General features: G+C 62.6%; 24 protein-coding genes. 7 read left to right on the top strand and 17 right to left on the bottom strand.

Annotation, left to right across the window (positions count from 1 at the left end):
- Nucleotides 1-82 precede the first annotated feature (82 nt).
- On the top strand, nucleotides 83-400 hold the full coding sequence (locus tag PQR67_RS29630; RefSeq protein ID WP_408466381.1) for a Csu type fimbrial protein: 318 nt from the start codon (nucleotides 83-85) through the stop codon (nucleotides 398-400).
- Between the two features lie 57 nt (nucleotides 401-457).
- Here the strand turns inward: PQR67_RS29630 and PQR67_RS29625 are convergent, their stop codons facing one another.
- The 7 genes from PQR67_RS29625 to PQR67_RS29595 all read right to left on the bottom strand — a co-directional run bounded on the left by PQR67_RS29625 (nucleotide 458) and on the right by PQR67_RS29595 (nucleotide 9,549).
- A complete protein-coding gene (locus tag PQR67_RS29625; protein ID WP_408466380.1) occupies nucleotides 458-1,420 on the bottom strand; it encodes a Csu type fimbrial protein in 963 nt (320 codons plus the stop codon).
- Nucleotides 1,417-3,960: a fimbria/pilus outer membrane usher protein gene (locus PQR67_RS29620; RefSeq protein WP_408466379.1), complete on the bottom strand. Its 2,544-nt coding sequence runs from the start codon at nucleotides 3,958-3,960 to the stop codon at nucleotides 1,417-1,419. Before PQR67_RS29620 ends, PQR67_RS29625 begins: the two co-directional genes overlap by 4 nt.
- A 115-nt stretch (nucleotides 3,961-4,075) precedes the next feature.
- Nucleotides 4,076-4,780 (bottom strand): fimbrial biogenesis chaperone, encoded by a 705-nt coding sequence (locus tag PQR67_RS29615; RefSeq protein WP_408466385.1) that lies wholly within the window; start codon nucleotides 4,778-4,780, stop codon nucleotides 4,076-4,078.
- A gap of 119 nt (nucleotides 4,781-4,899) precedes the next feature.
- Entirely contained in the window at nucleotides 4,900-5,382 is a 483-nt protein-coding gene (locus PQR67_RS29610) for a Csu type fimbrial protein (protein ID WP_408466384.1), read from the bottom strand.
- A 527-nt stretch (nucleotides 5,383-5,909) separates the two neighbouring features.
- Nucleotides 5,910-7,118, bottom strand: coding sequence for an MFS transporter (locus PQR67_RS29605; protein ID WP_408466378.1), 1,209 nt, complete (start codon nucleotides 7,116-7,118; stop codon nucleotides 5,910-5,912).
- A 116-nt stretch (nucleotides 7,119-7,234) separates the two neighbouring features.
- On the bottom strand, nucleotides 7,235-7,705 hold the full coding sequence (locus tag PQR67_RS29600) for a VOC family protein (protein ID WP_408466377.1): 471 nt from the start codon (nucleotides 7,703-7,705) through the stop codon (nucleotides 7,235-7,237).
- 188 nt (nucleotides 7,706-7,893) lie between these two features.
- Nucleotides 7,894-9,549, bottom strand: a complete 1,656-nt coding sequence (locus tag PQR67_RS29595; RefSeq protein ID WP_408466376.1) for an SH3 domain-containing protein — start codon at nucleotides 9,547-9,549, stop codon at nucleotides 7,894-7,896.
- A gap of 256 nt (nucleotides 9,550-9,805) precedes the next feature.
- Between PQR67_RS29595 and PQR67_RS29590 the strand changes: the two genes are divergently transcribed.
- The 5 genes from PQR67_RS29590 to PQR67_RS29570 all read left to right on the top strand — a co-directional run bounded on the left by PQR67_RS29590 (nucleotide 9,806) and on the right by PQR67_RS29570 (nucleotide 13,572).
- Nucleotides 9,806-10,228, top strand: a complete 423-nt coding sequence (locus PQR67_RS29590) for a TOBE domain-containing protein (protein ID WP_408466375.1) — start codon at nucleotides 9,806-9,808, stop codon at nucleotides 10,226-10,228.
- Nucleotides 10,229-10,405: 177 nt separating this feature from the next.
- Nucleotides 10,406-10,906, top strand: a complete 501-nt coding sequence (gene msrC / locus PQR67_RS29585; RefSeq protein ID WP_408466374.1) for a free L-methionine (R)-S-oxide reductase MsrC — start codon at nucleotides 10,406-10,408, stop codon at nucleotides 10,904-10,906.
- A 195-nt stretch (nucleotides 10,907-11,101) separates the two neighbouring features.
- Nucleotides 11,102-12,169 carry an aromatic ring-hydroxylating dioxygenase subunit alpha gene (locus PQR67_RS29580; RefSeq protein ID WP_408466373.1) on the top strand — a complete coding sequence of 356 codons (1,068 nt, stop codon included), beginning with the start codon at nucleotides 11,102-11,104 and terminating at the stop codon, nucleotides 12,167-12,169.
- Between the two features lie 48 nt (nucleotides 12,170-12,217).
- The gene (locus PQR67_RS29575; protein ID WP_093639504.1) at nucleotides 12,218-12,385 is read left to right on the top strand and encodes a rubredoxin; all 168 of its coding nucleotides are present in this window, start codon (nucleotides 12,218-12,220) and stop codon (nucleotides 12,383-12,385) included.
- Nucleotides 12,382-13,572: an NAD(P)/FAD-dependent oxidoreductase gene (locus PQR67_RS29570; RefSeq protein WP_408466372.1), complete on the top strand. Its 1,191-nt coding sequence runs from the start codon at nucleotides 12,382-12,384 to the stop codon at nucleotides 13,570-13,572. Before PQR67_RS29575 ends, PQR67_RS29570 begins: the two co-directional genes overlap by 4 nt.
- A 209-nt stretch (nucleotides 13,573-13,781) precedes the next feature.
- On the opposite strand, the gene PQR67_RS29565 is transcribed toward PQR67_RS29570, so the two are convergent.
- Nucleotides 13,782-14,702, bottom strand: a complete 921-nt coding sequence (locus PQR67_RS29565) for a LysR family transcriptional regulator (RefSeq protein WP_408466371.1) — start codon at nucleotides 14,700-14,702, stop codon at nucleotides 13,782-13,784.
- Nucleotides 14,703-15,122: 420 nt separating this feature from the next.
- Between PQR67_RS29565 and PQR67_RS29560 the strand changes: the two genes are divergently transcribed.
- Nucleotides 15,123-16,832 carry a putative bifunctional diguanylate cyclase/phosphodiesterase gene (locus tag PQR67_RS29560; protein WP_408466370.1) on the top strand — a complete coding sequence of 570 codons (1,710 nt, stop codon included), beginning with the start codon at nucleotides 15,123-15,125 and terminating at the stop codon, nucleotides 16,830-16,832.
- Nucleotides 16,833-16,937: 105 nt separating this feature from the next.
- Here the strand turns inward: PQR67_RS29560 and PQR67_RS29555 are convergent, their stop codons facing one another.
- From PQR67_RS29555 to hemF, 9 genes are all read right to left on the bottom strand, one after another.
- On the bottom strand, nucleotides 16,938-18,062 hold the full coding sequence (locus PQR67_RS29555; RefSeq protein WP_408466369.1) for an extracellular catalytic domain type 1 short-chain-length polyhydroxyalkanoate depolymerase: 1,125 nt from the start codon (nucleotides 18,060-18,062) through the stop codon (nucleotides 16,938-16,940).
- Nucleotides 18,063-18,169: 107 nt separating this feature from the next.
- On the bottom strand, nucleotides 18,170-18,595 hold the full coding sequence (locus tag PQR67_RS29550) for a ribbon-helix-helix domain-containing protein (protein ID WP_408466368.1): 426 nt from the start codon (nucleotides 18,593-18,595) through the stop codon (nucleotides 18,170-18,172).
- Between the two features lie 206 nt (nucleotides 18,596-18,801).
- Nucleotides 18,802-19,029 (bottom strand): hypothetical protein, encoded by a 228-nt coding sequence (locus tag PQR67_RS29545; RefSeq protein ID WP_408466367.1) that lies wholly within the window; start codon nucleotides 19,027-19,029, stop codon nucleotides 18,802-18,804.
- Nucleotides 19,030-19,181: 152 nt separating this feature from the next.
- Entirely contained in the window at nucleotides 19,182-20,651 is a 1,470-nt protein-coding gene (gene rng / locus PQR67_RS29540; protein ID WP_408466366.1) for a ribonuclease G, read from the bottom strand.
- A 9-nt stretch (nucleotides 20,652-20,660) separates the two neighbouring features.
- A complete protein-coding gene (locus tag PQR67_RS29535; RefSeq protein WP_408466365.1) occupies nucleotides 20,661-21,290 on the bottom strand; it encodes a Maf family protein in 630 nt (209 codons plus the stop codon).
- Between the two features lie 141 nt (nucleotides 21,291-21,431).
- A complete protein-coding gene (rlmH, locus tag PQR67_RS29530) occupies nucleotides 21,432-21,902 on the bottom strand; it encodes a 23S rRNA (pseudouridine(1915)-N(3))-methyltransferase RlmH (protein WP_408466364.1) in 471 nt (156 codons plus the stop codon).
- A gap of 69 nt (nucleotides 21,903-21,971) precedes the next feature.
- Complete coding sequence (gene rsfS, locus PQR67_RS29525) at nucleotides 21,972-22,427, bottom strand: ribosome silencing factor (protein WP_408466363.1); 456 nt, start codon at nucleotides 22,425-22,427, stop codon at nucleotides 21,972-21,974.
- Nucleotides 22,428-22,431: 4 nt separating this feature from the next.
- Nucleotides 22,432-23,184, bottom strand: a complete 753-nt coding sequence (locus PQR67_RS29520; protein ID WP_408466362.1) for a nicotinate-nucleotide adenylyltransferase — start codon at nucleotides 23,182-23,184, stop codon at nucleotides 22,432-22,434.
- Between the two features lie 24 nt (nucleotides 23,185-23,208).
- Nucleotides 23,209-24,132, bottom strand: coding sequence for an oxygen-dependent coproporphyrinogen oxidase (gene hemF / locus PQR67_RS29515; protein WP_408466361.1), 924 nt, complete (start codon nucleotides 24,130-24,132; stop codon nucleotides 23,209-23,211).
- Nucleotides 24,133-24,134: the final 2 nt, after the last annotated feature.

Genomic DNA, 24,134 nt, shown 5'->3' with positions numbered 1-24,134 from the left:
CAATAAAGACTTAAAGTTTCCTGCATGAAGTGCCGAAAAGATCGGTAAGCCCACTCGCGCCGCGAGCCGATCCCGGACCATCATGATGCCCCGCAACATAGCCGCCATGTCAGTGGCAATCCTGCTGGCCGCGCCAGCCTCAAACGCATGGCCAGCGGGGCTTGCTTCGATCCCGGTGAGCCTGACCGTGCAGGAAACCTGCGTCATCCGCTCGGTGGACGCGGCGATTACCGTTGCCAATCAACCGGCGGTCGCCTGTCTGCACGGGGCGCCGTTCCAGATATCCCAGGTCGCATTGGACCCCGGCGCGCCGGGCGGAACCGGGCCTGATCAGGCGCAGCCGGCGGAATTTGTCGCGACCCACGACGTCCAGCGAACGGTCTGGATGATCAACTTCTAGACGTCATCCATCCATTACTCACGCGAACCGTCGGCAGGCGCGTACAACGCCGAAAAATCAGAAGCTGATCGTCGCGGTAATCGTGTCGCTGTAGTTGCCGGGTATCGGTGTCGTCTGGGCCGGCACCACGCCATACACGGTAATCGACGCCGCATTGCCGGTGCCGGTGCCCGTCGGCATCGTTGTGCCCGCCGTGCCGTCTCCCCACGCGCTCGCGTGGCCGGCATCCGTGTAAAGCTGGTAATTCACCGTCCCTCCGCCGCCCGAGCGTTGCATCTGGCGCGCCGCTACATTTCCGCTCGAACCGCCATTGAGTGCAATCCGGTAAGCGTCGCCATTCGTGCAGCGCGCGGTGATCGAGCCCGTTGCGTTCAACGCCGAACTCAACACGCCGCTTGCGGTGAAGGCGAGATTCGTCGCGCTGATCAGGCAGTCGTTCACCACCGTCGCGTTGGCCGTGAAACCGAAGCTCCCGGCGCTTGTTGTCAGCGCGGCGCAACCCGGCGCGACAAGCAGAAAGAATCCATACGTCAGCGAAGTCTGGCTTAAGGTCTGCGAATAGCCCGTGCTGGCGTTGCCGATGGTCGGCACTGTCGCCTGATTGGCGGTGATCTGTCCGTAGAAATTCACCGACGTCGTCGCGGTATTGCCGAGCAAAGGTTTATTGAGGATTGCCGAAATGGGCGTAGTGCCCAAGGCGGTGGATCCCCACGCGATCGAATGTGCAGCATCCTGATAGAGCCCGTACTGCAACTGGCTGCTACCGCTTCCCAGATAGCGCGGTGTGGTGCCGCCCTGATTCAGGCACACCTGTACGCTAGGCGTTAGCGTAATCGCCGGCCAGGTGCACGAAATGGTGGCGGTGCCGGTCGCGGATACGGAGCTCAATGCGATCGGGCTGATGTTGCCGAAGCTGAGCGCCGAGGCGCTCGCCGTGCAGGTCTGCGCACTTGCGCGTTGCGGTAATACGCCGAGCAGCGCGCATAACACCAGAAGCAGGAGCGGTAGACGCCGCTTCATCGCGCCGCCGCTGCTGAGCCCGTCGCGGCGCTGCGGCAGGTCAATGGTCCAAGCGTCGGCAACGCGCCGTCAGCGGGACGCTGATAGGTGAATTCGACGCTGCAACGCCCGGCGCCGGTATCGATCTCGAGGTGGTTGTCGCGCTGCAGATTCTCGATGAAAGTCAGACCGTCGTAGCCGACGATCGTATCGCCGCCGCTTTCGACGTGATGCACGCGTGTACCGGGCGGCAACAGCTTGCCGTCGGCGCTCTGCAGAATCAGTGAGGCGGCGCTGTAGCGCGACACGCGGAAGTTAGCCAGCACGCCCGTGCGCGATTCCGGCACCAGGTCCATTGAAGTCGTGGCGATGCGAGCGTCGGCGGGCAGATTCATGCTGTCGATCGCGACCTGGTTGTGCTGGTACGCGTTCAGGTCCGGTATCAGCAGATGGCCGTTGCGGTCGGTCGTGCCGATCACGCGGTTCTCGTGCAGTACCGGTACGCCCGCGACGCCGTCCGTGGACACCAGCGCGAAGCCGTCGTCGATCCGCCGCGCCGGCTGGATGCTGCGATCCATCAGCACGATTGCGCCGGTCAGGTCGAGCGAGCCGCTCGCATGCCGGTCGATGTCCTGCGCGAGCGCTGTCACTTCACCGTAGTTGCCGAGATACTGCGCCTGCGCCTGGCGATAGGGCACCGCGCCCGAGCCGCCGGCCTGCACGCCCCAACCCCAGCCGCCGGCGTAGTCGGGCGGCCGCTGCGCATTGAGGTTGTAGGTCGACTGGCCGTTCTGACGGCCGACACTGGCGTTGATCGCGGTGTTGTTGCCGAGGCCGAAGCTCGCGGTCAGAAACACCCCTTGCGCGTTGTGCTGCAAGAAATCCTTGTACGTGCTGAGCGTGAGCGAGGCCAGACTGCCGAAGTTCAACGTGTACGACAGAGAGCCGATCCGCGAGGCAGGGATGCCTGGGAAACGATAGCCGATGTAGCTGAGCGATACTGTCTGGCGGCTGAAGAAGGGTAGCGCCAGCGTGACGCGGTCGGTGGCGGTGGGGACCGGCGTGCCGTCGCGCGCGGCCAGGTCGCCATAGTTGCCGTAGGCGCGCAGTGTCTGTGCGTCGATCGAGAAGTGCGGTTCGATCAACTGGTAGCCAAGACCGACCTGGGTGCCGTTCAGCTTGCCGGCGCTGGCGGAAAATGAACCGTTGATCACGCCGGCCATGCCCATGCGGACCAGCGCACCGGCTCCCGCATTGACCAGTCCGCCGGTGGCTTCCGCGTGTCCTTCGAGCGTCAGCGCGTCGCTCATGCCGCGTCGCGCGGTGGCGCTAAGAGCGGGGCGCGGATCGTAGGAAAACGAATCGATGCCATAGGCGCGGCGCAGGAAGCCGGCTTCGAACGAATAGCTCGACAGGCCCGCGGCCAGCATGCGGGTATCGATATAGAGCGGCAGCGAAGTCGAAATGGTGCGGCCGAGGGCGTCGTGCGTAATGACGGTCGCTTCGCCCGCACCGGTGATGCCCGGCACGTTGTTGACGATGAACGGCCCGCTCGGCACATTGCCGCTGTATTGCCGCACGTTGTTGATATACAGATCCACGGCGGAAGGCACAACGGCCGTGCCTGACAATGCCTGCACCGGAAACGTCACGAGGTCGGGCCGCAACGTGAAGTTGCTGCGCCACTGAAAACCGCCGATACGGATCGAACGGCTCCAGTCGAGCGAGGACGAAATGGTGTCGCCGAATTGCGTGGTGCTGAGTGTGGCGGGATTCGATGTGCTCCACGACGTGTCGTAGCGCACATAGCGATGGAGGTCGCGGTACAGATACGCAATGCCGGTGTTGCTCAATACGCCGGTTGGGTCGAAGTAGCGCTCTTCGCTCCACAGTGCGAACTGTGCATTGGTGTTGGTTTGTACGAACGCGTCGTAGTTGATCAGAAAGCCGCGCGATGCGGCGGCGCTCGGCGTTTGCGTCAGCTCGCGCGTGTCGAACCTGTACGGTTTGCGGATCGCGTCGGGCACGGTGAGGTCGATGGTTTGGCGCGCGGCGTCGTACTGGTAGTGCAGGCCTGGGATCCGGTCGAGTTCGATCGACGCTGCGTCGGCGGCGCCGAGTTTCTCAGTGGCGACGCCGATCTCGCTCAAGTCCTTACCCGTTGCGCTGAGCCGGCCGTCGATGTCGCGAAAGTGCGCGATCAGCGAGGTGCGCTGGCCATTGAGCATGACTTCCAGATACAGATCGCGGCCCGCCGTGACGTTTTGCGCGGGCTTCGCCGCGGCACGTTGGGCGGACTCCGGTGCGGCGTTGGAGGCAGTGCGTGGATGCGCCCCCATGTTGACGACTGGACGGACATCCATGCCGCCGGCCGCATCGTTCGACGGTTCGACACCCGATGTATCGACGTTCGACGTATCGGCGCCCGACGTTTCGACGCCCGCTTCGGCGACTCGCCGCGGCGCCTGAGCGCCGGCCTGAGTCACGCTCAGCATGGCCAGCGTTGCCGCGAGCGTAGTGATCTGCAGTCTCCATCCATGACGTTTTCGCCGTCGTGTCATTCTCATCGATTGCCTGGCGGGGCAGCGTGTCCGTTCCCATCGGCCCAGGCGCGATCACGGCCGGTCTTGCGTGCCTGAGGTCTGCACGCGTGTTGCCCCTTGTGCCTGCGTGGACTTATTCGACATTCACCGTGGCTTCAGCCGGCAGCGAATTGACCGCGGCGCGCACTTTCAGCGGACCGTTCTGGGCGGCGTTGTCCGGCAGGGTGACCGGCCAGTGACGTTCGCGACCGGCCAACGCGTAGCCAAGCAGCCCTTTGTTGATCACGTAGACATTGCCCACGTTGTCGATCAATTGCACGGCGGCGATCTGCGCGCGCTTTTTACCCGCGTTGTCGACGCGCAGTATCCAGCCTTGCGTGTCGCGTGACAGATGCCAGGACAGCTTCGGTTGACCGATGTCGACGGTCGGCTCGACGAACACTGGCACCGAGTAGCGCAGGCGGATCGTCACGCCGCTGGTGGGGGCGGCATCGGGCTCGGGCAATTCGTCGATCAGTACGCGATAGCCTTGTTCGGCGGCCGATGGCTGCGCACTGGTGCGCACTAGCCGCACCAACTGATCGGCATGAGCGGCGATCTGGATCAGCGGTGGGCTCGCCACCAGGTCCTGAGTGGGTGTAAGTGTGTCTTCGCCACGTGCCTGATCCCAGCGGAATACGCGCACCTGGCCGAACAGCGGTTTCTCGCCCGGGTTCTTCAGCGTGATACCGGTTGCGTTGGCGTCCGCGGATATATCGACCATCACGGGCGAAATTTGCAGCGTCGCGGCTTGCGCGAGCGGCGCCGTCAGACACCACGCGAATACGCACGCTGTCAGTAGCCGACGACGTGCGCCCGTGGCGCGCGTGTTCATATTGCGTGTGATAGCAGACCGCGTGCTTACGAACCGTGTCCATACAGACCGTGTCTCTACAGACCGTGTCCATACAGACCGTGTCAAAAGTAGACCGTCGCGGTGATGGTGGTTTGATAGGTGTCAGGTTTTGGGGTGGTCTGCGCGGGCACCTGGCCGTAGACGACGATCGATTGCGCCGAGCCGGTACCGGTGCCGCCGGCCGTGTTGGTCCCCTGCGTGTTGCCCCACAGGGTGGTGTGGCCGGCGTCCTGATACAACTGGAAGCCGACGGTGGTGGCGGTGTTGCCGGTGGCCGTGCCGGCCATTAAGCGGCTCGTCACGGTGGAGCCGGTGACTGTACCGGCGTCGAGCCCGACGTTGTACGGCGTGGTGTTGGTACAGGTAACGGCGACCGTGGTTTGCTGGTTGATCGCAGTACCGAGCACACCGTTGCTGCCGAAGTTCAGCGGGGTGGCGCTAATCGAGCAATTGGCGTTTAACGTAAGCGTGACGGTGAAGGTGGTGACAGCGGTGCCGTTCGAATAGGTGGCGGCGCGTGCAAGCTGCAGAGGCAAGCCGAACATCAAGGCGACGATGAGGCTGGACGACAGCAGTTTTTGTTTCATCATGAGACCTCGCAAGCCGGCAGGACGCGGATTTTCAATTGCATGGATAGTCTGAAAAACGCGCCGGCCGGATAGTGGATCAATTCAATGGACATTCCAAAGCAGCGTAATTGCGTTATGCGGAGATTGTCGCATTTGATGAAATTTAGTCTACACCAGACTTTCTTCGTAATACAAATTCTTGCGCCGGTAATTAATTTTTAATGTCGGGCGCAGGCCTTGCCATGTGCGACGGCTAGATGAATGAATTGGGAAATTGTTTCTGCATCTGGATTCGGGGAAATACCTAATTAAGGTAGTTTTTTCTAATTAATTTGAGTATTTTTAATTTTTATTGATGTGTGGATTGTGCATGGTTATGCGAGTCGAATGGTTGTCTAACGTAAATTGACCTGTTTAACATTTGCGCGATTAAACATCCGGCCGACGTGGGCGCTGCAAATGCGCAACGGTATTGACGGCCTTCAGGCGGGGAGTAAGCGGTGTTATTCCCCAAGCGCCAGCGCGCGCCTGCGCCGCGACAAAGTGGAGCCGATCGATACCGCAGCGCCGATGCAGCCCATGGCCGCTGAAAGAACCACGATCAGCAAGCCGGTTTGTGCCCGCGCCGAAAATACGCCGACCAGCAGACCGGCGAGCGGTTGCGTCATGTTGTTCAACAGGATCACCACGCCGGTCGTCTTGCCGTAATCCTCGGGCGGAATGATTTTCTGCCGTGCGCTGCGGATGTAGACGTTGAACATCTTGTCGAAGCCGACAATCAGCAGAAAGCCGAGCGCATAGCCCCAGGGTGCCGCGCTTGCACCGGCGATCACGCCGCCGGCACAGATTGAAATGAATGCGACCAGGCCGAGTGCCCGCGCAGGCCACGCGTTACGCGCGATGGTCAACAGAATCAGCACGGTCGCGACGGCACCGGCCGTTTGCAGACCGGCATAGTAGCGATTCGATTGTGCGTGAACGCCGGTCACCATCGCGGCGGAGGTCGCGAGCGTCACGCCGATAACCAGATTTTCGGCGGCGGCGAGCAGCACGACTTTCTTCAGGCCGGGCAGCACCAGCACATGGCGCAGCGCGATGCGCAGCGGCATCGTCCAGTGACCCGGTTCAGCAGGAGGCGGATCGCCGGCGCGGAAACCGCTTGTGCGCGCCCACAGCAGCAGTGCCGCATCGGCCAGCAGAAACAGCAGGCCGGTTGCGCCGACCACCCACTCCCAGCGCCACACGCCAAGCAGCAGCGCGGCCAGCATCGGACCCAGCACGAAGCCCAACTGATCGGCCAACTGCGAGTAGGCGAGTACGCGCTGGAACTGCTGCGTGCTGAAAATTTGCGGCAGCATGACTTCGCGCGCGACCAGCCCCTGGCTCGTGAGCACGCCGCACAACGCGGACAAAGCGATGAGCCAGCCGATGCCGCCAAACAGCATATAGGCCAGCACACCGCCGAAACACACCAGCGCCCGCACGGTCTGACTGACCCGCATCAGCCGCAGAGGCGAGATGCGGTCGCATAAGGCACCGAAGAAGGGAAAGACCAGGTAGCGCGGCAGCGTTTCGATAAAGAACGCGAGGCCCGACCACGATACCTGGTGGGTCGTCTGAAACACGACGAGCGGCACGAGAAACAGCAGCACCTGATCGGCGAGACGCGCGACAAACAGCGAGCAGAAGAAAGCCTGATGGTTGACGCGCACCGTTCATGTCTCGCCGTTTATGGGTCGAGACCGATCCTATCAAAGATCGCGCTAGCCGCCCCGATAAGCCTGTTCGGGCAACGCGATGTCGATCGTAAATAGGGCGCGGCGTATTTCTAGCCGCACTCCATACCCTGCATATTTTTCTGAATCTCTTCCGGGGTCAGGTCGCGTGTGTGTGTGGCGAGCGACCAGCTGTGGCCGAACGGGTCCTTCAACTGACCGTAGCGGTCGCCCCAGAACATATCCGCGACCGGCATGGCGACGGTCGCGCCGGCATCGACGGCCTGCTTGAAACTGGCGTCGACGTCTTCGACGTAGTGGTGAATCGTGACCGGCGTGCCCTTCAGCGAGTTCGGGCCGAGCGCGTTGTGGTCAGGCCATTCGTCGGTCAGCATCAGCATGGAGTCGCCGATCTTCAGGCAGGCATGCATCACCTTGCCGCCGGGCCCGGGCAGGCGGAATTGTTCGACGGCGTTGAAAGCCTTGGCATAGAACGCGATCGCGTCGGCGGCATTGGCGCAAATCAGATACGGGGTCAGCGAATGCATCCCATCCGGGATCGGTTTGACAGCGGGGCTGGACATGACGGCGACTCCTTGAAGTAACAGGTTCGTGAATTGAAAGACCGACTGCGTGAGCCGGGTCTTCAACGTTATGACGAGTGAATCGCCTTCGGATCGACACTCCGGGAAAAATATTTTTAAGCATGCTCGTGCGGCACGTGGCCGCCGTGCAGGTTCAATCGACCGGATGGCCGCTTTCCCGGGTTATTTCAACCGGCTGGATTGTCGTCGTCCGGCGGCGCGGCAGGTGTGGACGGTGTTGCCGCAGCGCCGCCCGGCGCGCCGAGAATGCTGATCTGGAACGTCGGGGTTGCCGCGAGCGACTGCAGCGTCGCGTCTTCCGGGATGCGTTCGAGCAGCGGCAGGATCACCGAGCCGCCGATTACCGCGCGCCGGCTATTGTCGGCTGGACGTAAGCCCCATACGTCCTGATAGACCACCGGCACCGCGACGCCGTTGCGAGTCGTATTGCCGATGTAGAGCATCACGTGGCCGCCGATGTAGATCAGCGTGCGCAACGGTTCGCCATGCTCGGCAAGGTAATCGAGCCGTTGCGCCGGCGTCGACGCGGACAGGTCGATCATGCGTCCCGCGCTCATTTGCGTCGACGAATGGCGTGGCAGCCACACGCCGAACGTCGCGAAGATACTCTGCAGTTCCGACGAACAATCGTTGTAGAGGCCGCTATTGCCCCACCCGTACGGACGCCCGATCAGCGTTTTCATCAGCATCGCCAGATGCCGCGGGGTGGCGGCGAGCGGCATGGGGGCGATCTGCGCGTCGCTCAGTTGAGCGGTGCGGATGATCGCCTGCCCGTCCACGTCGCGCACCGGGACCAGGAGTTTGCGGGACGCAGCGACGTCGGCGGTTGCGCCGGCCGCTTCGTCCGGCTGGGTTGCGGGCCGCGTGGCGCTGTCCGGGACGAGCGGCAGCAGCGTGCCGGCGGGCGCGTCGAAGCGGAATACGCCGCGGCTGTCGCGCACGGGCGCCGATGCCACCGTCACCGCGCCAAGCGATTTGGTGGTGGCGGCGCGCCATGTGTCGACGAAGGTATCGCCAGTCAGGGCGACACCGTCGCTGCGCACCCAGCCCTGCACGTCGGGCGTCTGCACGTAGCGCCACGCGCCGTCGGCGCTGGTGCCCAGCACATAGAGCGGCGTGCCGGGGCGTACCGCCGAGATCTGCAGGTTGTCGAACGGATAGCCTTCGCCGGCCAGGTGCCGATCGTAGAACGAGGGGTCCATGGTCGGCAGTTCGCGCACCATCAGGTTGCCGGTGGCGATCGCGCGGCGTTCGGGCGTGTAGACGGCCTTCTGGGTGAACTGCTCGAGCGCCATGTTTTGCGCGATGGCGTCGATCCACGCCTTGTCGTGTGGCCGGAAATTTTCGCCATAGCCGAGCGCCGCGCCGCTCTTGCCCGTGTTGTCGAACTTGTCGATGCGGCGCTGCTGGAGCGCGACAATGTCCGCGCCTTGCTGACGATAGACGCGCATTGCCACGTAGGCGGAATTCCACGGCGACGGCGCGCTCGTGCCGGTGCCGAAATAGCGTGCGTAGAGGACCCTGAAGTGCGCCTGCTGATCCGCGGGGCTCAGGAACGGCCGGTCGTAGCCGGGGCTGTCCGGGTCGAGCCAGTGATCGACGTTCTGGTCGTAATTGGCGATCGGGAACAACGTGATCGTGTCGACGTTCGCGTGGGCGTCGCGCGTTGGCGACGGATTGCTGCAGGCGCCGAAGCTCGCGGCGGCGGCGAGAGCCACGCATAAGGCGGCGGCACGGCGGGCGTGCGGCAACCGGGCGGCGAGGTGTTCGGCAAAACTCGCGGCAAAACGCACGGCAACGCGGGGCAGGACGGCGACAGGCATAAGGTTCGACGGTTAGGGTCCAGGGCACGATGATACGGTGTCACGCGATGGGCCGGGCAGTGGATGCCTGTGCCCTGACGGCGCTATGAGTGTATTTACACAACGCTTATGTGGTTTCATTGGGGTCCGAATCGTCAATAGCGGCAGTGCGACACCGCACTTCAAGCATAAGCAGCCACTCGGGCTGAGCGTTTCGTCACATTGGATCCATCGCCTCGAAGCGTCTATGACGAGGCTCATCAACCAGGAGAACAACATGCAAACCAGCGCACGCAATCAATTCGCCGGTGAAGTCGCCGAAGTCAAACACGGCGCAGTGAACGACGAAGTCACGTTGCGCACCCAGGACGGTCTCGAGATCGTCGCGATCATCACGCACGGCAGCGCGACCTCGCTCGGCCTCGCCGCCGGCAAGAAGGCGTTCGCTCTCGTCAAGGCGTCGTCGGTGATCGTCATGGTCGACGTGACGAAGAGCCAGGTGTCGGCGCGCAACTGCATCGCCGGTACGGTGTCGGCTGTCACCAAGGGTGCCGTGAATTCGGAAGTGACGATCAGCGCGGGCGGCGCGCAGATCGCTGCGATCATCACCAATGAAAGCGTCGATCGTCTCGGCCTCGCGAACGGCAAAGCGGCGACGGCGATTTTCAAGGCATCGAGCGTGATCGTCGGCGTCGAATAAGGCTTCACGGATGGTGTTGTCCACGGCGTGAGTGTCTGGATTGCGCCATTAGCGCGTACGTAGAGCGGATGGAAAGAGGGCGGCATGCCGAACGCGGCGCGCCCTGAAGGAAACGGCGGCTTGCTTTACACTGCACGCCTTGCCGTTCCTCTTTCCGCTCTCATCACGGACGCCGTCATGTTCGAAACCTCCTCCGCCTCGCATCTGCCCAAAGCCGCGCAATACGAAGAACTGGTCGCTCAGGCGCGCGCGCTGCTGGCCGGCGAAACCGACTGGATCGCCAACGCCGCGAACTTCTCCGCGTTCGTTTTCCATTCGCTCAGCGATCTGAACTGGGCCGGTTTTTACTTCCACGACGGCCGCGAACTGGTGGTCGGGCCGTTCCAGGGCAAGCCCGCTTGCGTACGTATCGCGCTTGGCAAGGGCGTGTGCGGCACGGCGGCGCAAACGCGTCAGACGCAAGTGGTGCGCGACGTGCACGAGTTCCCCGGCCATATCGCCTGCGATTCGGCATCGCAATCGGAAATCGTCGTGCCGCTGGTCGCACCGGACGGCACGTTGATCGGCGTGTGGGATGTCGACAGCCCGGTCGTCGCGCGCTTCGACGCCGAAGACGCGAAGGGCATGGAAGCGCTGTGCGCGGTGTTTATCGAAGCCGCGTTGCCACGCGCCTCGTAGGCGTTTCAGCAGGCGCTGATCCAACGGGGTGGCGGCACCCTATGCTTTTTCGTACATAGACTAGATGCATGTCGGGGGATGGGTCGGCGGACCTCATCCCGCTATCGTTCTCTCCACGCGCTCAAGACGCCCCGAAGGAAGTCTCCTAGGGGCAGACCATAAGCGCGACGAACCCCACAGGTTTTGGAGACATGCATGAGTTCCGCCACCGCTACTGCCAGCGCTATGCCGCTGACATTTCAACGTTCCCCCGCTTTACCCCGCAACTGCACTTTCGATAGCCAGGACTGGGAGATTCTCAGCCGCTACTGGCATCCGGTGGCGTTCGCCGCCGACGTGACCGACAAACCCATCAGCGTGACGCTGCTCGACGAACCGCTGGTCGTGTTCCGCTCGAACGGACAACTGGTGAGCGCGCGCGATATCTGTCCGCATCGCGGTGCACCGCTTAGCCAGGGATGGGTCGATAACGGCAACATCGTGTGTCCGTATCACGGCCTCGCGTACGGTAACGACGGTAAGTGCAAGCACATCCCGTCGCAAACGGACGGTCCGATTCCCGAGCGCCTGCATCTCGTCACGTATGCAACGCAGGAAGCCTACGGCCTTGTGTGGGTCTCGCTGGGTGGCGGTACCGAAGCGTTGCCCGTGTTTCCCTACTGGGACGATCCCGCCTTCCAGCAAATCCTGCCGCCCTCGATCGACATCAACGCCTCGGCGGGACGTCAGACCGAAGGTTTCATCGACGTCGCGCATTTCGCATGGATTCACCACGACAGTTTCGCTGACCGGCACAACCCGGTGGTGCCGCAGTACTCGGTTGAGCGGCGTGAACGCGGCATGCATGCGGAGTACGTGAGTACGGTCAGCAACTTTCCGAAGTCGATGCAGCATCGCGCGCCGGAGGGCTATTTGTGGCACCGCTTCTTCGACGTGGACGTGCCGTTCTTTGCACGCCTGACGGTTCATTTCCCTGAAAACGGCCGCCTGTCGATCCTGAATGCCGCGAGCCCGGTGTCCGCGCGCAAGACGCGTCTGTTCGTGCCGATTGTGCGCAACTTCGACAAGGATTTGCCGCTCGACGACGTCTACGCGTTCAACCGTCAGGTGTTCGAAGAAGATCGCGCGATTGTCGAACAGCAACGCCCGGAAGACCTGCCGATCGACCGCGCGGCAGAAGCGCCGATCCTTGCCGACCGTTCATCGGGCGCCTACCGTCGAGCCTTGGCCGAGATCGGTCTCGGCCAGAACTATGTGCGCTAGTTCGCGGTGCGATTCGGGAAACATGAGGCGTGATTCGGGAGAGAAGCCATGAAAGTATGGGAATGCGTGATCTGCGGCTTTCGCTATGACGAAGCACTCGGTCTGCCGGAAGCGGGCATTGCACCGGGCACGCGCTGGGAAGACGTGCCGGACGACTGGTTGTGCCCGGATTGCGCCACCGGCAAACACGACTTTGAAATGCAGGTGATCGCATGACGGCCGCTCAGCAGGGTGACAAGGGGCTGCCGGTGGTGATCGTCGGCACGGGCATGGCGGGTTACACGGTCGCGCGCGAATTGCGCAAACTCGACAGCACGGTGCCGATCGTGATGATCAGCCGCGACGACGGCAGCTTCTATTCGAAGCCCATGTTGTCGAATGCACTGGCGATGAAGAAAGAGCCGCAAACGCTGGCGAGTTTCGACGCCATTGCGATGGCGTCGCAGTTGGGCGCGTGGATACGCGTGCATCAGCACGTCGAGCGCATTTTGCCGGCCGAGCACACGCTGGTTGTCGACAACGCGTTGCTGGGTTACAGCAAGCTGGTGCTGGCCACGGGCGCGGACCCGCGCCGACTGAAGGTGGCGGGTGACGGTGTGGCCGATGTGATGTCGATCAACGATCTCGGCGACTATGCGCGCTTCAGGTTGGCGCTCACGCGTTGCCGGTCAGTGGCGATTCTGGGCGCGGGGCTGATCGGCTGCGAGTTTGCCAACGATCTGGCTGCCGCCGGTTATGCGGTCAGTCTGATCGATCCTGCCTCGACACCGCTGGCTCGTTTGCTTCCGCAAGACGTGGGTGCGATCTTCGCCCGCGCGTTGGACGATGGCGGCATTCGTTTTCATGCCGGCCGCAGCGTGAATCGTATCGACCGCCTGCCGGCGAGCTATCGGTTGACGTTCGACGAAGGCGAGCCGATCGACGCGGATCTGGTCGTGTCGGCGATCGGCCTCGCGTCGCGCACGGGCCTTGCCGCGGCAGCGGGCCTTGAAATCGATCAGGGCATTCGAACCGATGCGTGGTGCCGGACCAGTGCGCCGGATATCTACGCACTCGGCGACTGTGCCGCGATCGACGGCCGGGTGCAGCCATATGTCCTGCCGATCATGCATGCGGCGCGAGCGCTCGCGCGTACCCTGGCCGGGCAGCCGACGCGCGTCGCCTTCCCGGTGATGCCGATTACCGTGAAGACGCCGGCGAGTCCCGCTGTCGTCGTGACGCCGGAGGGCGAGGGCGCATGGTCGCTTGAAACCAGCAGCGGCGCGGCGAAGCATGCAGCGCGCGCCGTATGCCGGCATGTCGCCAGCGACCGTCCGGTAGGGTTCGCCCTGCTGGGTGCGGCAATTGAAGGCAAGGCCGCGTTAATCAAGGCCATGACAGAAGGGCCATTGGCGGCTAGCTGACCCATAACAATCTTCCGTCTGACCGACCTCGCTTTGTGATCGCTCGGTGTTTTAAAGGGCCTGTCACCTGCAACACATCCGATGATCGCATTCGCGCCGCAAGCCTTGCTTGCGGCGTTTTTTTATCTGCCTGAAATGCCTGAATGAGACTTCTCGAAAGAGACGCGTGCAAGATGTGCGTACAAGATGCGCGAGCCGCCGGAAAAAACTTAGGAAACCAGATCTTTGGCGACATTGGCGATCAACCTGCGCAGCCAGATCGCGGCGACGCTGCGATGCGTGCGGTCGTGCCAGAGTTGATAGTAGGTGAGCGCCTGCGGTTCGCCGGGAATCGGCTCGATGCGCAGCGGCAGCATCCTGGTGTAGTGCGTGGCGAGCGCACGGGTGGTGGTGAACAGCAGATTGGAACGCGCCAATACGTAGGGCGCCATGCCGAAATAGGGCAGCGTCGTGGTGACGGTGCGCGATAGGCCGTTGCGGGCGAGTTCGACATCGACCGTGCCCCAGGACGTCGTGTTGTAGGTCATCACGGCAAGGTGTTCCGCTTCCTCGTACACGGGCTTGCTCAGCCGTCCTGGTTTGATCGGATGGCCGTTGCGCATCAGGCACACCAGTTCGTCCTTGCACAACGGCTGTAAATGCAGATGCTCCGGCGGCGTGCGCCAGTTGCCGATCACCAGATCGAGAAAACCGCTTTCCAGACCGTGTTCGTAGCCACCGTCCACCATCATCAGATGCCTGAACTCGAGCTTGGCTCCGGGCGCCTCGCGATGAAACGCATCGACCACGGCGGGGACGAAGAACGCATCGAGATAATCCGGCGAGCCGATGCGAAAGGTCTGGCTGGTGGTGGCCGGGTTGAACGACGTGGTGGGATGCAGAATGGCCGCGATACTGTTCAATGCCTGCGCGGCGGGTTCGATCAATGTGAGTGCATGCGCGGTGAGAACCATCCGGCTGCCGCTGCGCACCAGCAGCGGATCACCCGTCATGTCACGCAATTTGCGCAGCGCCACGCTGACCGTCGGCTGCGATTGTCCGAGTAACGTTGCCGTGCGCGATACGCTCGATTCGGTGAGAAGCGTGTGCAGTACCTTGAGAAGGTGCGAATCGATGATTTCCTTGGACATGAAAAGCGGGACCCTGTTTCGTGCGGATCCATGCAGTGGGGCGGTGGTTTTCTATTGAGGGATCGCGAGCAAAATATATCGGCGGATATAACGGTCGTCAATCCGTCAAAGCCCTGTGCGAAGGCGTCGAAAGCCGATATAGCCTGGGTCATGAGGTGTGGAGTATCCCGGCAATAGCGAACGCTTTATGATGTGCGCGATGAAGCGCGTGTTAGCGCCGGGATTGGGGAATACACCAAGGAAAGCGATCACCGCCAGGAATGCGCGGCTGGCGCGGCGGTGTCGACCAGGAAAGCCGCTATCATAGTGACGATCGCCCGGCGGATTGGACCGAATTCGCCGGCTTTGCCGGTTGCGCCGTAAGCATCAAGAAAAACGCTCACTCGCTTTCAATATTCAGGAAATTCAAAGGCCGGCGCGATGCAAGACCACTACTACGCCGACGGCCGCACGCGCGACGCCGCGCTTGCGGCGGCACCATACGGCATGTTCATCTGCACGGCGGACGGCACGCTCGACTCGGTCAACGCTGCTTTCGAAAAGTTGACCGGTTTTACCGCCGAGGAATTGCTCGGCCGGCGCACCTTTGAGTCCTTGATCGACCCGGCCGAGCTCGCGAGGCGGCGCGCCGAATTGCCGCCGCTGGCGGCGGTAGGTTCGCGCTACGAAGGTGAATGGACCTGTGTACGGCGCAACGGCACGCCGATTCGCGTGGTGTTCGCGCTGGCGCCGCTCATTGTCGAACCGGCGCATCCCGGCGGGATGGCCGCCGGACCTGCTCGCTATGTCGGCATTACCATCGACATGACGCGTTACGCGCAATCCGAGGCGCGCCTGTGGTACGTCTCGCATCATGACGGCGTGACGCGGCTGCCGAATCAGACATTGTTCACCGAACGCCTCGAACTGACGATCGCGCGCTGTCAACGTAGCGGCAACGGCTTTACCGTGCTGATCGCCGAGCTCGATCATTTGCGCAAATTGCGCGACGCGCTCGGTTTGCACGCGGCCGAACTGGTGCTGCAGATCGTCGGCGAACGGCTGCGCGGTCTGTTTCCCAACGACGGTACGATTGCCTCGATCGGCGGCACACAATTCGCGCTGCTGATCAACGAAACGGGCGCGGCGGCCGATGCTTTCGCGGCGGAGGCTCTGGGCCGCATCGCCGAATCGATCGACTACGCGGGCACCGCGTTGAACATCACGGCGAGTATTGGCATCGTCGCTTATCCCGCCGACGGCGCGGATGCGCCGACGCTGATGCGTCGCGCGGGCGTGGCGTTGTCGGCGGCTTCGGCGGTGAACGGCAATGCGGTGCGGCGCTTTTCCACCGCGCTCGAAGGGCAGGCCGCGCGCCGCTTCGAACTGGAAGGGATGCTGCGCGAAGCGCTCGAGCGTCAGCAACTGCATCTCGTATATCAACCGCAGGTGACGCTCGCCAACGGACGCATCGCGCAAGTGGAGACGCTGCTGCGCTGGAATCATCCGCAGCGTGGCTTGATCAGTCCGGTCGAATTCGTGCCGGTCGCGGAGGAGGCGGGTCTGATCGAGCAGATCGGCGAGTGGGTGATCCGAACCGCGTGCCGCGATGCCGGCAAATTGCTGCGGCTCACCGGCACCTTGCCACGGGTCGCGGTGAACGTGTCGCCGCAGCAATTCCAACGGCAAAATCTGTTCGAGACGATCCGCGGGGCGCTCGAAGACGCGGCACTCGACCCTTCATATCTTGAAGTGGAGATCACCGAAGGTGTGCTGCTCGGCGACACCGAGCAGGCCTTGCAGACGCTGCACGCGTTGCGCGAATTGGGCGTTGAAGTCGCGGTGGATGACTTCGGCACCGGCTATTCGAGTCTCGCCTATCTCACGCGTTTTCCGCTGAATCGCCTGAAAATCGATCGTTCGTTTGTGATGCGCATGAGTACCGATCCGCAATGCGAGGCGCTGGTCGGCGCCATTATTGCCATGGCGCATGCGTTGAAGCTGCGGGTAACAGCCGAGGGCGTGGAAACAGCCGAACAGGCCACGCAACTGGAAGCGCTGGGCTGCGACGAGGCGCAAGGGTTCTGGTTTTCACGGCCCATCACCATTGCGGCATTGCGCAATCTGCTGAAGCCGTTGGGCACCACCTGACGCTGCAGTTGGGAAACGGCAGCTAACACCGTTTTAGCATGCGATGTACGTTGACTCCAGCGGTGAACACCTGAGCTGTGCGCGTGCTTGTCTTCATCGCGGCGGTCAGTGTGTGCCCGACGCACGCGGGTGAGCGAAAAAGAAACGCAGCATCTCGGCTGTCGCATCGGGACCGGATGGGTCCGTGTACGAGCCGCGCTGGCTACCGCCTGCCCATGCATGGCCTGCACCATGAATCGACCAGACCTCCCCGTCGACACCATTCGCAGCGACCAGCCGCTGCACCGTGCAACCGCGCTGGCCGCTCGCCGTGCCTGCCTTGGGTGGCGGCGTGGGGACTGTCGAGACACCGCCGTCGAAGCCCGCCACGAGCGCTGTGGCGTTCGAGGGATGCACCGTCGTATCCGCATCGCCTTGAAACACGATGAGCGGGCGCTGCGGTTCGCCGCGTGTGCGGTTGCGATGCGTCTTGCCGCCCTTCATCGCGGCGAGCGCGGAGGGCAGATCCTTCGCGCATCCGTAGGCGAGGCCGGAATGCACGCAGGCTGCCGCATACAGATCGGGCGAGGTCTTCAGCATGACGTCCGCCATTGCGCCGCCCGCGGACAGTCCTGCCACGTACACGCGCGCCGGATCGACGCGATAGCGCACCATCACCTCACGCGTGATGCCCGCGATCAACGACGGCTCGCCCTGATCGCGCTGCTGATCGCCCGGCTTGAACCAGTTCCAGCACAACGAATGATTGGCCGCCTGCGCCTGATTCGGATACACGACGATGAAGCCGTGGCGCTCGGCCATTTCATTCATGCGCGTGCCAGTGGCGAAGTCGTCGGCGTTTTGTGTGCAGCCGTGCAGCATCACGATGAGCGGCAACGGTTCATTGTTGTAGACGGCTGGTACGTATAGCTTGTATTGGCGTTGGCCGGCGCTGTTGCTGAACGTGTGGGTGCTGAAGGTGCCGGGTGTGTCGGCGTCGAGAATGCGCTCAGCAGGGGCGTGTGGCGCGGTGTGTGACTGCGCCTGGTTTTGTGCCTGCGTCCACGCTTGTGCCCATTCGTTGACGCTCTGCGGCATGTGCGGGGTTTGCGGGTTTTGCGTGTGGCCGGCTTCGGCCGTGCCTTTCGCGAGCGCGCGCTGAACCGCGGCGGTCGCTTCCTTCGGCCCCTTCGTGCGCAACAGGTCGAAGGCTTCTTTCATTGACTTCAGAAAATCTTCATTCATTTTCACGATCGTAGGCGACTGCGTTGACTTGCTTGGGGTGTGGCCGGGTCAGGCGAGGCACTTCACGGCTTCAGCATGGGTTTAACCACAGGATCAGCCAATGCCGGGCGCAGCTACCTGATGCGGCCGACGAGCGCCGCCTTGACTGCGGGCGATGCGTGAAACGCGCCGAGCACCACCACCGATGCGATCGTGGCCGCCGCAAGTTCCGGCGCCACGTCGGCGGCGATGCTGGCGAGGCCGAGCACGTGGATGTCCAGTTGTTCGTTTGCGACTCGAGCTGCTTCGAGGTCTTGCTTCGAGAAGTGTTGCAAGCCGAGCACTAGCGCGCGCCGAGTCACCGTCTCAGTGACGACCTGCGCGTGCACGGCGAGCTGGTTGCGGATCGCGGTACGGATCAGGTCGGTACGGTTCGTGTAAAAGCCCTCTTCGACGAGCAGATCGATCTGGCCCAGGTCGACCGGGCCGAGGTTGATCGTGATTTTTTCGGTCTCGCCGCCTTTGGGGCGGGAGGTGTCGATGAGTTTGAGGTCGGCCATTTCTTTTCCGTTTGACGTGCGTTAAACATCCGCTTGCCATCCAAATAACATCCAATGGGATGGTTATACGCGTCTCGTTCGGATAACGTCAATGGGGAAATTAAGGGCCGGGAGAGGTGTTCCGGCGGCACTATCAATCGCGCCGCCGACGTTCATGCGGGCGTTGGACGCGCGACCGCCAGTTTGGGCCGAACAGGTCGCGGAAGTCAGGCAAGAGCAATGATTGAGTCGATCAGCTCTGCACCCCCTTCGATATCCTCATGTCCAATGAAACGGGAAATTTCCATGTGACCATCGCGAAACACATCGATTTCGATTCGCTGACCGATGACCGGGACGGACACCAGTACGGTATCCGGACGATGGCGAGAAATTAAATAATGGACCTTCGCTGAGTCGAGTTTTTCCAGCAGATCAAAAAGAGCGTTACTCATGCTTTTCCCTATTCTCCGCGTTAACGAAAAAACCGACCATCGCGGGTCGGTTTTCTCCTGCCGGGTTCTTTGATTACCCGTTCGAGCTGCTAGTGGAGTTCTTCCTGGAAGCAACGTCGTGGGAGCTTAGTCGTATAAGACTTGGGGCCCGTTCACATCAGCACGATATCGTACTGCTCCTGGCTCAAATTCGATTCCACCTGCAACGACACCGGCTTGCCGATGAAATCGATCAGCATCGCCAGATGCTGCGACTCTTCCTCAAGAAACAGGTCGATCACCTGCTGCGACGCCACCACTCGGAACTCGCGCGGATTGAACTGCCGCGACTCGCGCAAAATCTCGCGCAGCACGTCATAACACACCGTACGCGACGTCTTGACCTGCCCCTTGCCCTGACACACCGGGCACGGTTCGCACAACACATGTGCCAACGACTCGCGCGTGCGCTTGCGCGTCATCTCCACGAGCCCCAACTGCGAGAAACCATTCACGGTCACGCGCGTGCGATCGCGCGAGAGCGCCTTCTTCAATTCACCCAGCACCTGATCGCGATGCTCGATGTTCTCCATATCGATGAAATCGATGATGATCACGCCGCCCAGATTGCGCAACCGCAATTGCCGCGCGATCGTGTGCGCGGCTTCGAGGTTGGTCTTGAAGATCGTATCGTCGAAGTTGCGCGCGCCCACGTAGCCACCGGTGTTCACGTCGATGGTGGTCATCGCTTCGGTCTGGTCGATCACCAGATACCCGCCGGACTTCAGATCGACCCGGCGTGACAATGCGCGCTGGATCTCCGCCTCGATGTTGTACAGATCGAAGAGCGGCCGCTCGCCGGTGTAGTGATGCAGCTTGGACGACACCGCCGGTGTGAACTCGGCCGCGAAGTCGGCGAGCATCTGATAGGTCTCGCGCGAGTCGACCTGAATGCGCGAGGTCTCGTCATTCACGAAATCGCGCAGCACCCGTTGCGAGAGATTCAGGTCTTGATACAGCAGGCTGGTCGGCGGCATGCGCTGACCTTGCGAGATGATCGTCGCCCACGTCTTGCGCAGATACGCGACGTCCCCGGCCAGTTCTTCACTGGTCGCATCTTCGGCGATGGTGCGTACGATGTAGCCGCCTTTTTCATCGGCGGGCAGCACCGCGGTCAAACGCGCGCGCACGGCTTCGCGTTCGGCTTCGCTTTCGATCTTCTGCGAGATGCCGATGTGCGGCTCCTGCGGCAGATACACGAGCGTGCGCCCGGCGATACTCACTTGCGTGGACAGTCTTGCGCCCTTGGTGCCGATCGGATCCTTCACGACCTGCACCATCAGCGTCTGACCTTCGAAGACGATCTTCTCGATCGGCTGATGCGGCGTTTGATGTTGCGGCTCGCCGGCAATGCGCGGATGCCAGATATCCGCGACGTGCAGGAACGCGGCGCGTTCCAGACCGATGTCGATGAAGGCGGATTGCATGCCCGGCAACACGCGGACGACTTTGCCGAGATAGACATTGCCGACGCGTCCCCGCGACAGCGTTCGTTCGACGTGAAGTTCCTGGACGGCGCCTTGCTGGACTAGCGCGACGCGCGTTTCCTGCGGCGTGACATTGATCAGGATTTCTTCATTCATAGTGTTATTTTAGAAGTCGATGCGCGCTGCCCGCAGGAGGGCAGCGGTTTCAAAAAGTGGCAAACCCATGATACCTGAATAGGACCCGTCGATATGTTCGATAAACTCCGCGGCGCGTCCCTGTACTCCATATGCGCCTGCTTTGCCGAGCGGCTCGCCGCTCGCGGCATAGCGGCGCACGGCGTCCGCTTGCAGTGCAGCAAAACGCACCTTCGATACCGATAGCGCGGCGGGCAACAGCACGCCTTGCGCATCGACCACCGCGACGGCCGTCAGCACTTCGTGATCGCGGCCCGCGAGGCGCGTGAGCATCGCGACGGCATCGTCGACGTCGACGGGTTTGCCGAGGATCGCGTCGTCGACCGTGACGGTTGTGTCGGCCACCAGGATCGGCCGCGCGGCATGCCCGCCTGCCACGAGACGCGCGCGCGCAGCGTGTGCCTTGGCGATGCACACGCGCTGCACGTAGTCGCGCGCGCGCTCGCCGGGTAGCTCGACTTCGAGCGCTTCGGCATCTTCATCGGGACGCGGCAGGAGCAATTCGAAACGCACGCCGAGCTGTTGCAACAGCTCCTGACGGCGCGGACTCTGGGAAGCGAGGTAGACGAACGGATGCAGCGAAGCGGCGGGCGTGGGCATGAACAGGTCTCGATGAGGCGGGTTGCGTCAATGCGCGAGAAGCGCGCGATGAGCTCGTCTGGCAAGCGACGATCGGCGTGCCGAAGGATACGGCACAGGCAACGAGACCCGAACGCGCGATCTGTTCGCGGCCTCGTACGCTCAAGCGCGGTGATAGGGGTGATTTTGCGTGATGGTCCACCCGCGGTAAAGCTGTTCGGCGAGCAGTACACGGACCATGGCGTGCGGCAGCGTCAGGCTGGAAACACGCAACAGCATATCGGCGCGTGCTTTCAGGTCGGGATCGAGCCCGTCGGCGCCGCCGATCAGAAACGCCACGTCGCGGCCGTCCTGCTGCCAGCCGGGCAGGGCGCCGGCGAGCTGCATCGTGGTCCAATCCTTGCCGCGTTCATCGAGCGCGACAATGCGCGCGTTCTTCGGCAACGCGGCTTCGATCTTCTGCCGCTCGGCGGCCATCACGCTTTCGGCCGGTCGCCCCGACGAACGCTGCTCGGGCTTGATCTCGCGTAACTCGATGCGCAGCTCGGGCGGCATGCGTTTCGCGTATTCGTCGAAGCCGGTGGCGATCCAGTCCGGCATCTTGTGGCCGACGGCGAGGATGTGCAGTTTCATGACGGATGGTGTCGGGGGCGCAAGCGCTGATCATGCGTCACATACTTCAGCGGTTGGCCCGTCAGGTACTTACTTGCGGCGTACCGGCGTCTTGCGTGCGGGCTTTTTGACAGCCGGCGCTTCGTCCTCTTCTTCCTCGTCGTCCGACTCGCTCGCGCTGGCGCCGCCGAACGGATTCGGCGTGGACAGCTTGATGCGTACCGGCTTGTCACCCCAGATTTCTTCGAGGTTGTAGTACTGGCGCAGCGCCGGTTGCAGGATGTGCACGATCGCGTCGCCGCAATCGACCAACACCCATTCGCCGACGTCATCGCCTTCGGTGCTGATGACGTCGCCGCCGTTTTCCTTGACGCTCTCGCGCACGCTCGAAGCGAGCGCCTTGGTCTGGCGGTTCGAGCTGCCGGAGGCGACGATCACGCGATCGAACAGGGCGGTCAGGTGGCTGGTGTTGAACACCTTGATGTCTTGCGCTTTGACGTCTTCGAGGGCGTCGACGATCACGCGTTGCAGTTTGCGAATATCCATGGGGTTACCGGTGGTACAGATGATGTTGAAGAATATAGTCCCACACCGCGGTGGGGACATGGCTTGCGGCCCGGGCCTGGCTCTTGTCCTGCGGTTCGCCGCCCGCAAGGGCAAGCCGCTGGGTCACCTGTTCGCGCAGATGCGCGCGAATGTCGGTGGCCGAGACGTTGAACGCAAGCGTCGTATCGATCAGCAAGTGGCCGCAGGGCGTGGCTTGCAGAACGTCGGCGCGGGCACGGCGCGCGTCGATTTCTTGTGCGACCACGGGCGGAATCGACGCAAGGTCGAAACCGGGACGCGTGGCCGCGCAAATGTGAGCAAAGTCGAACAGATGGCGCCAGTCGCGCCACGTGTCGAGATGCACTAGTTGATCCGCGCCGATCAGCAGCGCAATCGACGCATCCTGACCTTCGCGTTCACGCCACAACTGCAGCGTGTTGATCGTGTAGGTCGGGCCGTCGTGCTCGATCTCGTCGGTCGCCACCCGCACGGTGACGCCCGGCAGCACTAACGCGCCGGCGGCGGCGCGGGTCATGGCCAGCCTGTGCTCAGCGGCCGACACGTCCGTTTTTTGCCATGGCTGGCCGGCCGGCAACAGCACCAGCTCGGTCAGATTCAGCACCTCGGCGAAACGCCGCGCAAGCGCGAGGTGGCCGTCGTGGATCGGATCGAAAGTGCCGCCGAGCAGTCCGATCCGGCGAGGCAGGGCAACAGGATGAGCGTTCGGCTTCAGGTGAAGATCCTTTGTCGTGGTCACGTGGTGTGGGGCGGGCTTAGCGCCTCACACCCACTCGCGCGGCACGAGAAAATCGCTGTAAAGACGCGCTTCCGGCGTGCCCGGTTCGGGCTGCCAGTTGTAGCGCCAGTTCACTACAGGCGGCATCGACATCAGAATCGATTCGGTGCGTCCGCCGCTCTGCAGCCCAAATAGTGTGCCACGGTCGAAGACCAGATTGAACTCGACGTAGCGGCCACGCCGGTATGTCTGGAAGTCCCGCTCGGCTTCGCCGTACGGAATGTTGCGGCGCTTTTCGATGATCGGCAGATACGCTTTGAGGAATCCCTCGCCGACACTTTTCACCATCGCAAACGATTGATCGAAGCCCGGTGCCGAGAAGTCGTCGAAGAAAATCCCGCCAATGCCGCGTGCTTCGTTGCGATGCTTGAGGAAGAAATACTCGTCGCACCAGCGCTTGAAACTCGGATAGAGGTCCGCGCCATAAGGCTGAAGCGCATCGCGGCACACCTGATGGAAATGCCGCGCGTCATCCTCGTAGCCATAGTACGGCGTCAGATCCATGCCGCCGCCGAACCAGAACACCGGCTCTTCGCCGGCCTTGGTCGCGATCAGCAGACGCACGTTCATATGCACGGTCGGGCAGTGCGGATTGTGCGGGTGCAGCACGAGCGAAACGCCCATGGCTTCGAAACCGCGTCCACCCAATTGCGGGCGCGCGGCGCTCGCCGAACCGGGCAACGCATCGCCCGCTACGTCCGAAAAACCAATGCCGGCCCGCTCGAAAAAGTTGCCGCCTTCCAGAATCCGCGTGCAGCCGCCGCCGCGCAGCTTTTCGCCGGGGGCGCGCTGCCATGCGTCAGTCGCGAACGGCTGGCCGTCGAACGCGCCGAGCGTGTCCGCGATATGCGTTTGCAGGCCTTGCAGCCAGCTGCGCACGGCCTGTGCGTCGTAGCTCGAATCGGTCATGA

The sequence above is a fragment of the Paraburkholderia fungorum genome (assembly GCF_046026025.1).
GTDB lineage: Bacteria > Pseudomonadota > Gammaproteobacteria > Burkholderiales > Burkholderiaceae > Paraburkholderia > Paraburkholderia fungorum_E.
This window is presented reverse-complemented; position numbering and strand designations above follow the sequence as displayed.